Here is a 12,969-nt window from a genome sequence, read left to right as displayed (position 1 = left end):
AGATGAGGAAAGCTAAGGCACTAAAGGTCAAAAAAGCGTGAATGCTCGCAACCTGAACACCGTTAACTGGACGAGATGGACTCAAGCTGCTGTAACAACAACGCTGCCTGAGTTCGCGTGCGCACGCCAAGCTTGCGGAAAATCGCCGTGACGTGCGCCTTGATAGTGGCTTCGGAGACGCTGAGTTCTGAGGCAATCTGCTTGTTCAGCAGCCCCTCACAGACCATCGTCAATACTCGAAACTGCTGGGGCGTGAGGCTGGCAAGGCCAGCGCTTGCAGCCTTCGCTTCATCCGAAACACTGATCACTTCATTGACCTGCGGCGGCCACCAGACGTCGCCATCGAGCACGGTGCGCACCGCCTGCTGAATGACTTCAAGGGGGCTGGATTTAGGAATGAACCCGCTGGCACCAAACTCTCTGGAACGCACCACTATCGACGCCTCTTCCTGAGCCGAAACCATCACCACCGGTATCTGCGGATATTGGCCGCGCAACAGGACCAGCCCGGAGAAGCCATAAGCCCCTGGCATGTTCAGGTCCAGCAGAACCAGATCCCAATCAGCCTTCTCTCCCAGACGGGATTCAAGCTGGGCAATGCTTTCTGCCTCGACGAGCCGCGCTTCAGGCCCCAGGCCAATGCTCAGCGCCTGATGCAGCGCACTGCGAAACAGGGGATGATCATCAGCGATCAGGATGTCGTAGGTCATGTAGTGATCCTGTTTTTATAGTGAGGGCCGACAGAATCGGCCACCCAGCAAGACTGGCGAATGCGCATCGCGACAACCCGAAAAGAGCGTCGGTGCCACACCAGACAAGATGAATCGGCTTCCAGGCGGCGCCAAGCATGCCCAGCAAGACCATGACGGTCAAGCGCGAAGCGTCATTGCCCGAGAACATGGATGGCAATTAGCCCATACAGGGCAGATCCGCAACACTGCGTGATAGAAAGCCTTCAAATAAAAGCCTTCAAATGAGTGTGGGCCGCGTCGTCAGGGTCTATCGGCTTGAGGTACTTGGCACCCAGATAATGAGCGCTGAAGACATCCAGATAAGCATCCAGTACACCACTGGCGCAGGTATCCCCGGCCAGCTCCAGACAAAGCGCGGCGACTTCGGCAGTACAGAAGTGATCGTCTCGCCTTGATCGGCGCAAACGGTAACGCGAGATCTGCTCGGGCTCCAGCGTCAACACCGGAAACCTTTCCAGATACGGGCTTTTGCGGAACATCTTGCGCGCTTCGGTCCAGGTGGCATCCAGCAGAATGAACAGCGGACGCTTGCCATCCATGCGCGACACCTTATTGACCACACGCTCCTCGGCAACGAATTCACCGGGAAAAACGATATACGGCTGCCACTGCGGATCGTCCAGCAAGGCGAGCAATTGCTCGTCGACATCTATTCGCGACCAGCCGAAGGCGTGGGTGTCCTTGATGACATCGGCGATCAGCCAGCCGGTGTTGGTCGGCTTCAAAGGCTCGGTGTCGTACATCAGCAGGCACATGCCTGACTCGGCAGTCACGGCAGGTCGCCACGCGCACAGGCAATAACTGGAGATAACCCGGCAATCCGGACAGCGCGGCGCGCGCGAACCGCGAGCAATAAAGGGCTTGGTACTGCGGGCCAGACGCTCGTCGCGCAGACGGGAAACGGCATGACTCATTACAGGACACGCCTGCGGGGGGAATACATCGACACCACAAAGACTCGGCAGGATTAAAGTGCGCGCAGTTTATCAGAGCCCCGGCACTTCAACCCGCTTTCGGTCCTCGAGCTGTTCCCGCTTCAGAGAGACCGTGTTGAAACGGGTACAGCCCCTAGGCCCGATGAAGACTCCTGCTCTATACTGCTGCGCCATTGCAACCCGCGTTATCGGCGGGCTGCCCGGAACGCACTTTGAAGTCGCTGGTCCAACGGCCAGCCACTTAATCAGGAGAGTTTATGCTGCGCCTTATCGTACCCACCCTTACGCTTTTGCTCGTTGCTCCGCTATGCGCCCAGGCGGCGTCGAAACAGGAGTTCGAACTCAGCAAGATGCTGGAAAAAGTGGCTAAGGAAAGCAGTGTCGGCACGCCAAGAGCGATCAACGAAGACATCCTCGATCAGGGCTATACCGTCAGTGGCAACGAATTGATCAACCACTTGAGCGTACGCGAAGGTCAGGCCCAGCAAATGCGCGCCAACCCGGACGTGATGCGCAACCAGTTGGGCAACAGCGTTTGCCACAACAACGGTTTCCGCCAGTTGATGACCAAGGGGGCCGTCCTCAAGTATCAGTTCACCGAGTACAAGACCAACCGCCCGGTTGCGACCCAGACCTTTCAGGCGTCGGATTGCACTGTAAAGCCGAAAAAGTAAGCCACCCCGGCACGTAGCCCCCTCCCCGCGCGCCTGTCCCTCAGGCGCGTCAGTTCAGCAACGCTCAAGACATCCTGCAATGAATCCGCCCTGGCAATGAACAGGGAATGGGTAGCCTTTCTCTGCAAACCGGGACATCATCGATTCAACACGCCCCACCGGGCCATTGATTCTGCAGGAGGATAAACCCCGAATGCCGTATGTACCTGACGATCTTCTATCCCGACACTTTCAAAGCAACGGGCTCGACCTGACCAGCAAAATTGAAGAGCACATCAACGAGGTTGCTCCTGGTACCAGAAACCTGCCGCTGTATCGCGACATGATGCTCACGGTGCTACGCATGGCCCAGGACGACCGCAATCGCTGGGACGTCAAGATAACGCTGCAAACCCTGCGCGAACTGGACAAAGCCTTTCGGGTGCTCGAGCGCTTCAAGGGCCGCCGCAAAGTCACCGTATTCGGCTCTGCTCGCACCCCTCAAGAGCACCCCCTTTACGCACAGGCCAGAGAGCTGGGCGAAAAGCTTGCCCGCTCGGACATGATGGTCATCACCGGCGCAGGTGGCGGCATCATGGCGGCAGCCCACGCAGGTGCAGGTCTGAAACACAGCCTGGGGTTCAACATTACCCTGCCCTTCGAGCAGCACGCCAACCCTACGGTGGAGGGCACGGAAAACCTGCTGCCTTTCCACTTCTTCTTCACACGCAAGTTGTTCTTCGTCAAGGAAGCCGACGCGCTGGTGCTGTGTCCAGGCGGGTTTGGAACCCTGGACGAAGCGCTGGAAGTGCTTACATTGATACAGACCGGCAAAAGCCCTCTGGTGCCCGTCGTGTTACTGGACACCCCTGGCGGCAGCTTCTGGCAAGGTGCACTGGACTTCATCAAAAACCAGTTGCAGGACAACCACTACATTCTGCCAGCCGATATGAAACTGATGAGACTGGTCTACAGCGCCGATGACGCCGTGGAAGAGATCAACCAGTTTTATGGCAACTTCCACTCCAGCCGCTGGCTGAAGAACAAGTTTGTGATCCGCATGCGCCACGCGCTCAGCGCGAAGGCTCTGGAGCACATGCAGGAAGCTTTCGCCGATCTGTGTATCAATGAAAACTTTCATCAGCACAGCTATCAGGGCGAGGAGCACGATGAAGTTCAATTCAGTCACCTGACACGACTTGCGTTTACCTTCACAGGACGCAATCAGGGCAGGCTTCGTGAACTGGTGGACTACATCAATCAACAGGAAAACTGGGAGGACGCCTCAGCGACAAGAGATGGCGCGCAGGATCAAGCGCCACAGAAAACGCTCTGATACCTCAGTCATCCCCGCCACGGCCGCTTAACAAGCGGCCGATCATATCCAGCGGATAGCCGCGATAACTCAGAAACCTTCCCTGCCTGGCTCGCTCACGAGCATCAACAGGCAAAGCACCGGCAAACTTGCGCTGCCAGAGCTCGTGAAGCTTCTCCTGCCAATCAATGCCGCACTCCCTGAGCGCCTGCTCAATGTCGGCACGTTGCAAGCCACGCTGATTCAGCTCTTCTCGAATACGAACAGGACCGTAGCCCGAACGTGCCCGGTAAGAAACGAAGCTTTCAAGGTAACGGGATTCAGAGAGCAGGCCTTCCTCGACCAGACGGTCGAGTGCTGCATCGATAAGCTCAGGGGGAGCGCCGCGCTGACGCAGTTTACGCGTCAACTCGACTCGACCGTGCTCGCGACGTGCGAGCAGGTCCATTGCAGTGCGCCTTACGGCGACGGGTGTATCGAGTACGGCAGGCATGGCTATCAGATATCGACATCTGCTTCAGACATATCATCGGCAGCCACTGCTTCACGTGAGCCAACAGCTTTGGTGTCGACGCCAGGGGTGAGCAACTTGTCGCGAATCTGCTTCTCGAGCGCTTTGCAGATTTCCGGATTGTCTGCCAGGAATTTGGCCGAGTTGGCTTTACCCTGACCGATCTTGCTGCCCTGGTAGCTGTACCAGGCGCCGGACTTCTCGACAAAACCATGCAGAACGGCCAGATCGACGATTTCACCGTTCAGGTAGATACCCTTGCCGTAAAGAATCTGGAACTCGGCCTGACGGAATGGCGGAGCCACCTTGTTCTTCACGACCTTGACGCGGGTTTCGCTGCCGACAACCTCGTCGCCTTCTTTCACTGCGCCTGTACGGCGGATGTCCAGACGTACCGAAGCGTAGAACTTCAGGGCGTTACCACCGGTAGTGGTTTCCGGGCTACCGAACATCACGCCGATCTTCATGCGGATCTGGTTGATGAAGATCACCAGGCAATTGGCGTTCTTGATGTTACCGGTGATCTTGCGCAGCGCCTGCGACATCAGACGTGCCTGCAGACCCACGTGCATATCACCCATTTCGCCTTCGATCTCTGCCTTAGGCACCAGCGCAGCAACGGAGTCGACAACGATGACGTCGATGGCGTTGGAACGTACCAGCATGTCGGTGATTTCAAGCGCCTGCTCACCGGTGTCCGGCTGCGAAACCAGCAGGTCGTCGACATTGACGCCCAGTTTGCCGGCGTATTCCGGATCAAGCGCGTGCTCGGCGTCGACAAACGCACAGGTAGCACCCATTTTCTGGGCTTGCGCGATGACCGACAACGTCAGCGTGGTTTTACCGGAAGACTCTGGACCGTAGATTTCCACGATCCGGCCTTTCGGCAGACCGCCGATGCCCAGTGCGATATCCAGACCCAGCGAGCCGGTGGAGATGGCAGGAATAGCCTGGCGATCATGGTCGCCCATGCGCATCACGGCACCTTTACCGAACTGACGCTCGATCTGACCCAAGGCCGCAGCCAAGGCTTTCTTCTTGTTGTCGTCCATTGAAGTCCTCACGTAATCAAATTCAATTAGGGCCTTGATGGCCACAACACCTGTATAAGTAGACAGTATTATTCCACAGCGATGAGCGCGCGCCTACCCCTGTTTTGGCATTTCTCCACGCGCAAGCTGTATAAGCCCTTGCAGCGCGGCTTCGACCGTCTGTCGACGGACCTGATCCCGGTCGCCATCGAACTGGCGACGCTGTGCGACAAGCGCATCATCCTTGCCCCAACACAGCCATACGGTACCGACCGGTTTATCCGGCGAACCACCGCCAGGCCCTGCAACACCGCTGACTGCGACGGCGAATCGCGCGCCGCTTTCACGCTGCGCACCTCGCACCATGGCTTCGACAACAGGCTGGCTGACCGCCCCGGCCTCTACGAACAGTGCCTCGGGCACGCCCAATTGCCGGGTCTTCTGGGCATTTGAATAAGTCACATAACCCGCTTCGAACCACGCCGAGCTGCCAGCGATGCGTGTGATCGCTTCGGCGATTCCGCCTCCCGTGCAGGATTCGGCGGTGGTCACTTGAGCGTTCATTGCGTCGAGAAGCCTGCCAAGTGTATCGGCCAGCCCGGTTATCTCGTCCACGGTGTCCTCGTTCATGCTGGAAGCCTGTAAAAGTGATTCCTGAGACAAGGCAGCCACCTTGAAGCGGGTCTGCCATTGCCGGTTTATCGCGCATCTTTCCTGCGTTCCGGCTTTTTGACCGTTTCGACCGTCGTTTCTCTCGGCCTTTTTCTGGCTTCTTCCAGCGGGATGAAGCGACCGTTGACGGAATCCCTTGCTCGTTTGTTTTTCATATAAAAGTCCTTTTTTATAGCGTGCCGCCCGGTTATCGAGTAGCAGCGATGAAAGTCTATACGCCAAATCGAGGTTGATGGCTGTCAGGAAACGCCCGGTCACCAATAAGCGGAAGGTACGCTCTAACTGCACCGCATGATTGAGCGTGATAACCTTGCGACCATCGCACATACCCGGCAGACGCCCCTCGATTCAAGGAGGGACCACCCGTCATGCCTCAAGGTTGCCTCACTCCTCTCAAGAACTTGCCTAAGCCACTGATGAATAAAGCAATTTCCGACCTGTCCTCACATACTCCGATGATGCAGCAGTACTGGAAACTCAAAAACCAGCACCTGGATCAACTGATGTTTTATCGCATGGGCGATTTCTACGAGATCTTCTACGAAGATGCGAAGAAAGCCGCCAAGTTGCTGGACATCACCCTGACCGCGCGCGGTCAGTCGGCAGGCCAGAGCATCCCCATGTGCGGGATTCCTTATCACGCCGCCGAAGGCTATCTGGCCAAACTGGTTAAGCTGGGCGAATCGGTCGTGATCTGTGAGCAGATCGGCGACCCGGCCACCAGCAAGGGCCCGGTGGATCGTCAGGTGGTCCGCATCATTACGCCCGGAACCATCAGCGACGAGGCCTTGCTCGATGAGCGCAGGGATAACCTGATTGCCGCCGTACTGGGTGACGAACGCCTGTTCGGCCTTGCCGTGCTGGACATTACCAGCGGCAACTTCAGTGTGCTGGAGATCAAGGGCTGGGAGAATCTGCTGGCCGAGCTTGAACGCATCAACCCGGTCGAGCTGTTGATTCCGGACGACTGGCCGCAAGGTCTGCCTGCCGAAAAACGCCGTGGTGCGCGACGTCGTGCGCCGTGGGATTTCGAGCGCGACTCAGCCCATAAAAGTCTGTGTCAGCAGTTTTCAACCCAGGACCTGAAGGGTTTTGGTTGCGAAAACCTGACACTCGCCATCGGTGCTGCGGGCTGCCTGCTCAGCTACGCCAAGGAAACCCAGCGTACCGCCCTGCCCCACTTGCGCAGCCTGCGCCACGAACGCCTCGACGATACGGTAATCCTCGACGCAGCCAGTCGGCGTAACCTTGAGCTGGACACCAACCTCTCCGGTGGCCGCGACAATACGCTGCAATCGGTCATGGACCGCTGCCAGACGGCGATGGGAACGCGGCTGCTGACCCGCTGGCTGAACCGGCCGTTGCGCGACCTGACAATTCTTCAGGCACGCCAGACGTCCATTACCTGCTTTCTGGAGCGCTACCGCTTCGAGAACCTGCAACCGCAGCTCAAGGAAATCGGCGATATCGAGCGGATTCTGGCGCGTATCGGCCTGCGTAATGCGCGACCACGAGACCTTGCGCGTCTGCGCGACGCCCTGAGCGCCCTGCCCGAACTGCAGCAGGCGATGACCGACCTAGAGGCCCCGCATCTGCAGCAACTTGCGCAGACCGCCAGCACCTATCCGGAACTCGCCGATCTGCTGCAGCGCGCAATCATCGACAATCCGCCTGCCGTGATCCGCGACGGCGGTGTTCTGAAAACCGGCTACGACGCGGAGCTGGATGATCTGCAATCGCTGAGTGAAAACGCCGGTCAGTTCCTGATCGATCTGGAGGCCCGCGAAAAGGCCCGTACCGGTCTTGCCAACCTGAAAGTCGGTTACAACCGCGTGCACGGCTACTTCATCGAGCTGCCGAGCAAACAGGCCGAGCAGGCCCCGGCTGATTACATACGCCGCCAGACCCTCAAGGGCGCCGAGCGCTTTATCACGCCTGAACTCAAGGAATTCGAAGACAAGGCGTTGTCGGCCAAAAGCCGTGCACTGGCACGTGAAAAGATGCTCTACGAAGCGCTGCTTGAAGACCTGATCGGCCATCTAGCGCCGCTGCAGGACACGGCAGCGGCGCTGGCTGAACTGGACGTGCTGAGCAACCTTGCGGAGCGCGCGCTGAATCTGGACCTCAACTGCCCACGCTTCGTTGCCGAGCCTTGCATGCGCATTGAGCAGGGCCGTCACCCGGTCGTAGAACAGGTACTAAGCACTCCGTTTGTCGCCAACGACCTGGCGCTGGACGACAGCACGCGCATGCTGGTCATAACCGGCCCGAACATGGGCGGTAAATCGACCTATATGCGTCAGACGGCGCTGATCGTACTGCTGGCGCATATCGGCAGTTTCGTGCCCGCTGGCAGCTGCGAACTGTCGTTGGTCGACCGGATCTTCACCCGTATCGGCTCCAGCGACGACCTGGCCGGCGGGCGCTCGACGTTCATGGTGGAAATGAGCGAAACGGCAAACATCCTGCACAACGCTACCGACAAAAGCCTGGTGCTGATGGACGAAGTCGGACGCGGTACCAGCACCTTCGACGGCCTTTCTCTGGCTTGGGCAGCGGCGGAATGTCTGGCGCAACTGCGTGCTTATACACTGTTCGCGACGCACTATTTCGAGCTGACAGTGCTGCCGGAAAGCGAACCGCTGGTGACCAACGTGCACCTGAATGCTACCGAGCATAACGAGCGGATCGTCTTCCTGCACCGCGTACTGCCAGGACCAGCCAGCCAGAGCTATGGCCTGGCCGTGGCCCAGCTTGCGGGCGTTCCGGGCAAGGTAATCACGCGCGCCAAAGAGCATCTGCAGCGCCTGGAAACCACCAGCCTGCCGCACGAACAGCCTAAAGCCAAGCCCGGCAAACCCGCGGTCCCGCAGCAGAGCGATATGTTTGCAAGCCTGCCTCATCCGGTGCTCGACGAACTGTCCAAGATCAAAGTCGACGATATGACTCCGCGGCAGGCGCTGGATTTGCTATACACATTGCAAACTCGCCTGTGACGCGAAGCGTTACATACTGTTAGAATCCCGCGCGGTTTGGGACGCTCTCGGCTTTTAGCCTGGCCGAGGCGTTTTTCGAGCCGCGTGAAAATGCAGCGAACCACTGGTAGGTAGCAGGCGACGCAGTCCCACTGCCTCAAGGCCACCCACCAAAAGCACGTATTTTCATAGGGCCGGGAAACCTCCCGAACCTGGCAACCCTGTCTGGAAGGGCTCTGCCACAGCAGCCGCCTGAGGAGAAAATTAGAAATGACCTTCGTCGTCACCGACAACTGCATCAAGTGCAAGTACACCGACTGCGTAGAAGTCTGTCCGGTGGACTGCTTTTACGAAGGCCCGAATTTCCTGGTGATCCACCCGGACGAGTGCATCGACTGCGCGCTCTGCGAGCCTGAGTGCCCTGCCGTGGCCATTTACTCGGAAGACGAGATTCCTGCTGGCATGGAAAATTTCATCGAGCTCAACGCTGAGCTTGCCGAGGTCTGGCCCAACATCACCGAAAAGAAAGATGCGATGCCGGATGCGGCAGAGTGGGATGGCAAAACCGGCAAGATCGCTGATCTGGAACGCTAGATTCCAGACAGACAAAAGGCCCTCGATAGGGCCTTTTTTGTATGCGTCCGCTGAACACATGTTGCGTGATTAGGAGGATGCCCATCCAAGCTTAAGACATGCGCCTGTCAACTACGAGCTGTCTTTTTTGACAGGTGATTGTCACATCCGTTTATCTGAAAGCCTACTTCTCAAAACCCGCAATGATGAGATTGACATAGACCAGCAACAGCTCCCTTGGGCACTGTGCCCAAGGGAGCGAATTTCTATCAGCCAACTGTCTGATAGAAATTTACTCTGGCCTCGTCAAGGTAGTCGAGGATTTTGGACGGCAAACGTTCAGTCGGCTTAGCCGGACCGAAGGCTTTGTAGAGAGTCTCGAAATGGGCATGCAGATCTTCGACGCTTTCCCATTGCTCATTCAGGAAAAAGCGATTTGCATTCTCTTCGTCCCGATGCCATTGGTAGACCACTGCCTTATCATGCTGAAGGGTGAGTTTTTGCGATACGGCTGCGATGTCGCGGTAAAACTCTTCGGTTTTGCCGTCTTTGATAGTGCCGCTGAAAACCATATAAAGCATGTCGTGTCCTCGTAAGTAGGTGTTTGCGAGACTGTCAGAAATTTTGTGTTCGGGCATAACATGTAGCTAGAGGTGCATGTATGCCGACCAAAAAGAAGTCCGCCAATGCAACAGCGAGGGAGTTGCCCTCGATTCCCCAAGAGCTGATCGAGCAGTTTGTTAAAGGCCCGATGAGCGCCGAAGCCATTCAAGACGCGTCCATGGCGTTCAAGAAGGCTCTGATCGAGCGTGCGCTAGGCGCCGAGCTGGGTCACCACCTTGGTTACCCTCAGGGCGCGGAGCGCCCTGAGGAGTCGACCAATCAGCGTAATGGCAAAAGCAGCAAGACGGTTCTGACCGACGACGGGCCGCTTCGCCTGGATATCCCCAGAGACCGCGATGGTAGCTTCGCCCCGATCCTGATTCCCAAGCACGAACGACGTTTTACAGGCTTCGACGACAAGATAATTGCCATGTACGCCCGGGACATGACGGTGCGTGAGATCCGCGCTTTTCTATCTGAGCAGTATGGAACTAACGTGTCCCATGACTTCATCAGCTCAGTCACCGATGCGGTCATGGAAGAGGTGGGCACTTGGCAGCAACGACCCTTGGAACCGATGTATCCGGTGATCTTCTTCGATGCGTTACGGGTCAAAATCCGGGACGAGGGGTTAGTGTGCAACAAGGCTATTTATCTGGCGCTGGGGGTATTACCTGATGGCACGCGCGACATTCTGGGTATATGGATCGAGAGCACCGAGGGTGCCAAGTTTTGGATGAAGGTGTTCAACGACCTCAAGACTCGTGGCGTTGAAGATGTTCTGATCGCCGTCACGGATGGCCTCAAAGGAATACCGGAGGCGTTGGGGGCGGTTTTTCCTGCCACGACGCTGCAAACCTGCATCGTGCATCTGATCCGCAACAGCTTGGACTATGCCGCTTGGGATAAACGTCGGGCACTGGCCAAAGCACTCAAGCCGATCTACCAGGCGATCAATGCAGATGTGGCTGAGCAAGAGCTTAACGCCTTTGAAGCGGGCCCCTGGGGCAAGCAGTATCCGACTGTGGTTGCTGCATGGCGTCGCGCCTGGGATCGGGTTATACCGTTTTTTGTTTTCCCGGCGGGCATCCGCAAAGTGGTTTACACGACCAATGCCATCGAGAGCATCAATGCCCAGTTACGCAAGATCATCAAGACTCGAGGGCACTTCCCGACCGATGAGGCCGCGACGAAACTGATATGGCTTGGGTTGCGCAACATCACCGCCAACTGGGGTCATGCGGCACACGACTGGAAAGTGGCAATGAATCAATTTGCGATCCTGTACGGAGACCGATTTACCAGACCGAGCTGGTAAAACAAGGGCCTGCCTGACGGCAGGCCCTAACCAGCCCGAACACAAAAAAACTGATACTCCCGGATATGGAACCGCTGAAGAGTTTTAGCCACTCAGTAGCTTTCTTTTTTGAGCTACACGCATGCGCGTATCCAAATGTTCAGCACATACGATCAAACATACCATTCAAACGTGTGCCGCCCGCTCGACATTGAGCAGTGTCGCAATCGAAATCCAAGCATCACATAACCAACGGAAAGCAAACTAGCGAATTCTATATATTAGCCATGTGGAGCGTGGCAACGACCATATTAATTTTTCGGTCATGTCGCTGCGCGCCTATCGCTTAATCCTACATCGAAGAGAGAACCGTCATGGGACTATGTATTTCAAAACACTCTGGCAGCAGCTACAGCTACAGTGATAGAGACCGCTGGGAGGAGCCCGTAAACCCTTCAAACGTCAGAGCCGTATCCAGTCATCAAACGGCATCTGCGAGCGATAGAGCCTCAGACAAGGTGGACGAACGTCCTGCAACATTTTCTCATTTTCAACTCGCGCGGTGCGGCGAAGATTATACTCTTAGTATGGTTTCTTTAGCAGCTTATCAAGCAGAAAGACGGCATCGCGGTAATTTAATAAAAGATCGTAGTCAATCCGCACTTCCCTGGGTGCAGGTATATCACTCTGAAACAGGCCTGAATTACAGTTTCCAGATTGACAGAACCACGACTGTCAAAGTGGCCGGATTCAACTACAATGTCCCCAATGATGGAAAGACTCGGCATTTATACAGCGCCGGCACGAGCCAGGTAAATATGCCTGTCATCGCAGACAACATGAGTGCGTGCATTGCTGTCGCGTGTGCGGCGGAAAACGTAGATGCCGGCACGGGTGAACGTAGGCCGGGGGCGAAAGTTCGCGTATTCCATCTGCTCCCTTTTCGTCGCGAAGACCTTATGCCAAAACAAGTTTTAGCGTCTGTGCGCGATTATCTGCGGGATATTAAGGAACAGGGGCTAACAATGCGCGCAGCCCTGCATGGAGGAAATAGAGAGGGTGATTTCTCAGTCAGCACTGCGGAGGCATTGAAAAGCCTGTTTGCTGATGAAGGAATCCCGCTTGAATTCGACGAAACTTGTGCAAACCGAACATCTGAAACACTGCTTGGCGCCGTTATTCTTAATGACAACTCGACTCAATTCATAAAGCATTTGGTCGCTTTATGACACGATACTGCAGCTGTCGGCAGCGCTTCGATTTTGCCTGAACAGTTCGTAGACGAACCCGTGTTTTTTTGGGGGTGGGGGTGGAGCCCGACGTCGCAAGCAATGGTCGTAGTAGCAAGAGCGAGGTGTCCTTTTTAAAACGGATTTCTCCCGCTCAAGACGGGCAATCCGGGCTTCCAGTTCTTGGATTTTCTGCTGCTCTGGCGTCAGGGCTTTGCTCTGCGGGATTACGCCATTGCGCTCCTGCTAGAGCTGGCTCACCCAGCCACGCAGCGCAGACTCGACAACTCCCAGCGAACGTGAGGCCTCGATGTGGCTGTAGCCTTGATCAAGCACGAGGCCTGCTGCCTCACGCTTGAATTCAGTGGAAAGGTTACGGCGTTGTTTGGTCATCAGACACCTCTATCTGGCGATATTCTCGCC

The 12,969-nt window shown here is 56.5% G+C and carries 13 protein-coding genes and 1 pseudogene; 6 read left to right on the top strand and 8 right to left on the bottom strand.

Annotated features, from left to right (window positions below; genetic code table 11):
* Positions 1–62: 62 nt before the first annotated feature.
* On the bottom strand, positions 63–710 hold the full coding sequence (gene erdR, locus AC4ANE_RS08075; RefSeq protein ID WP_002554683.1) for a response regulator transcription factor ErdR: 648 nt from the start codon (positions 708–710) through the stop codon (positions 63–65).
* A gap of 245 nt (positions 711–955) precedes the next feature.
* Positions 956–1,666: a tRNA-uridine aminocarboxypropyltransferase gene (locus tag AC4ANE_RS08070; protein ID WP_002554684.1), complete on the bottom strand. Its 711-nt coding sequence runs from the start codon at positions 1,664–1,666 to the stop codon at positions 956–958.
* 278 nt (positions 1,667–1,944) lie between these two features.
* Here AC4ANE_RS08070 and AC4ANE_RS08065 point away from each other — a divergent pair, with 278 nt between their 5' ends.
* Together AC4ANE_RS08065 and AC4ANE_RS08060 are read left to right on the top strand one after the other, a co-directional pair.
* Positions 1,945–2,361, top strand: coding sequence for a quorum-sensing-regulated virulence factor family protein (locus tag AC4ANE_RS08065; RefSeq protein WP_002554685.1), 417 nt, complete (start codon positions 1,945–1,947; stop codon positions 2,359–2,361).
* A gap of 193 nt (positions 2,362–2,554) precedes the next feature.
* Positions 2,555–3,676, top strand: a complete 1,122-nt coding sequence (locus AC4ANE_RS08060; protein WP_002554686.1) for an LOG family protein — start codon at positions 2,555–2,557, stop codon at positions 3,674–3,676.
* A 4-nt stretch (positions 3,677–3,680) separates the two neighbouring features.
* Here AC4ANE_RS08060 and recX read toward each other — a convergent pair whose 3' ends face one another.
* The 4 genes from recX to AC4ANE_RS08040 form a co-directional block, all read right to left on the bottom strand.
* Entirely contained in the window at positions 3,681–4,148 is a 468-nt protein-coding gene (gene recX / locus AC4ANE_RS08055; RefSeq protein ID WP_002554687.1) for a recombination regulator RecX, read from the bottom strand.
* A gap of 5 nt (positions 4,149–4,153) precedes the next feature.
* Entirely contained in the window at positions 4,154–5,218 is a 1,065-nt protein-coding gene (gene recA / locus AC4ANE_RS08050; protein ID WP_002554688.1) for a recombinase RecA, read from the bottom strand.
* Positions 5,219–5,311: 93 nt separating this feature from the next.
* On the bottom strand, positions 5,312–5,812 hold the full coding sequence (locus AC4ANE_RS08045) for a CinA family protein (protein WP_002554689.1): 501 nt from the start codon (positions 5,810–5,812) through the stop codon (positions 5,312–5,314).
* 83 nt (positions 5,813–5,895) lie between these two features.
* Positions 5,896–6,024 (bottom strand): hypothetical protein, encoded by a 129-nt coding sequence (locus AC4ANE_RS08040; protein WP_255872123.1) that lies wholly within the window; start codon positions 6,022–6,024, stop codon positions 5,896–5,898.
* 273 nt (positions 6,025–6,297) lie between these two features.
* On the opposite strand from AC4ANE_RS08040, the gene mutS reads away from it, so the two are divergent.
* Both mutS and fdxA read left to right on the top strand, forming a co-directional pair.
* Positions 6,298–8,865 carry a DNA mismatch repair protein MutS gene (mutS, locus tag AC4ANE_RS08035; protein WP_161938535.1) on the top strand — a complete coding sequence of 856 codons (2,568 nt, stop codon included), beginning with the start codon at positions 6,298–6,300 and terminating at the stop codon, positions 8,863–8,865.
* 249 nt (positions 8,866–9,114) lie between these two features.
* The gene (gene fdxA, locus AC4ANE_RS08030) at positions 9,115–9,438 is read left to right on the top strand and encodes a ferredoxin FdxA (protein WP_002554692.1); all 324 of its coding nucleotides are present in this window, start codon (positions 9,115–9,117) and stop codon (positions 9,436–9,438) included.
* A 248-nt stretch (positions 9,439–9,686) separates the two neighbouring features.
* Here the strand turns inward: fdxA and AC4ANE_RS08025 are convergent, their stop codons facing one another.
* On the bottom strand, positions 9,687–9,998 hold the full coding sequence (locus AC4ANE_RS08025; protein WP_002554693.1) for a putative quinol monooxygenase: 312 nt from the start codon (positions 9,996–9,998) through the stop codon (positions 9,687–9,689).
* Between the two features lie 80 nt (positions 9,999–10,078).
* Here AC4ANE_RS08025 and AC4ANE_RS08020 point away from each other — a divergent pair, with 80 nt between their 5' ends.
* Together AC4ANE_RS08020 and xopAF are read left to right on the top strand one after the other, a co-directional pair.
* Positions 10,079–11,338, top strand: coding sequence for an IS256-like element ISPsy17 family transposase (locus tag AC4ANE_RS08020; RefSeq protein ID WP_460408785.1), 1,260 nt, complete (start codon positions 10,079–10,081; stop codon positions 11,336–11,338).
* 353 nt (positions 11,339–11,691) lie between these two features.
* Positions 11,692–12,546 (top strand): XopAF/AvrXv3 family type III secretion system effector, encoded by an 855-nt coding sequence (gene xopAF, locus AC4ANE_RS08015; RefSeq protein ID WP_002552532.1) that lies wholly within the window; start codon positions 11,692–11,694, stop codon positions 12,544–12,546.
* On the opposite strand, the pseudogene AC4ANE_RS08010 reads toward xopAF, so the two are convergent.
* Positions 12,547–12,939: pseudogene (locus AC4ANE_RS08010) on the bottom strand (transposase); the annotation flags it as partial.
* Between the last annotated feature and the right edge of the window lie 30 nt (positions 12,940–12,969).

The organism is Pseudomonas sp. Pme6b (assembly GCF_058129925.1).
Note: the sequence above shows the minus strand (reverse complement) of the source record. Positions and strands in the feature narration are given on the sequence as shown.

Coding starts and splice junctions, on each gene's coding strand:
- erdR (WP_002554683.1), bottom strand. CDS start 710: ATGACCTACGACATCCTGATCGCTGATGATCATCCCCTGTTTCGCAGT.
- AC4ANE_RS08070 (WP_002554684.1), bottom strand. CDS start 1,666: ATGAGTCATGCCGTTTCCCGTCTGCGCGACGAGCGTCTGGCCCGCAGT.
- AC4ANE_RS08065 (WP_002554685.1), top strand. CDS start 1,945: ATGCTGCGCCTTATCGTACCCACCCTTACGCTTTTGCTCGTTGCTCCG.
- AC4ANE_RS08060 (WP_002554686.1), top strand. CDS start 2,555: ATGCCGTATGTACCTGACGATCTTCTATCCCGACACTTTCAAAGCAAC.
- recX (WP_002554687.1), bottom strand. CDS start 4,148: ATGCCTGCCGTACTCGATACACCCGTCGCCGTAAGGCGCACTGCAATG.
- recA (WP_002554688.1), bottom strand. CDS start 5,218: ATGGACGACAACAAGAAGAAAGCCTTGGCTGCGGCCTTGGGTCAGATC.
- AC4ANE_RS08040 (WP_255872123.1), bottom strand. CDS start 6,024: ATGAAAAACAAACGAGCAAGGGATTCCGTCAACGGTCGCTTCATCCCG.
- fdxA (WP_002554692.1), top strand. CDS start 9,115: ATGACCTTCGTCGTCACCGACAACTGCATCAAGTGCAAGTACACCGAC.
- AC4ANE_RS08025 (WP_002554693.1), bottom strand. CDS start 9,998: ATGCTTTATATGGTTTTCAGCGGCACTATCAAAGACGGCAAAACCGAA.
- AC4ANE_RS08020 (WP_460408785.1), top strand. CDS start 10,079: ATGCCGACCAAAAAGAAGTCCGCCAATGCAACAGCGAGGGAGTTGCCC.
- xopAF (WP_002552532.1), top strand. CDS start 11,692: ATGGGACTATGTATTTCAAAACACTCTGGCAGCAGCTACAGCTACAGT.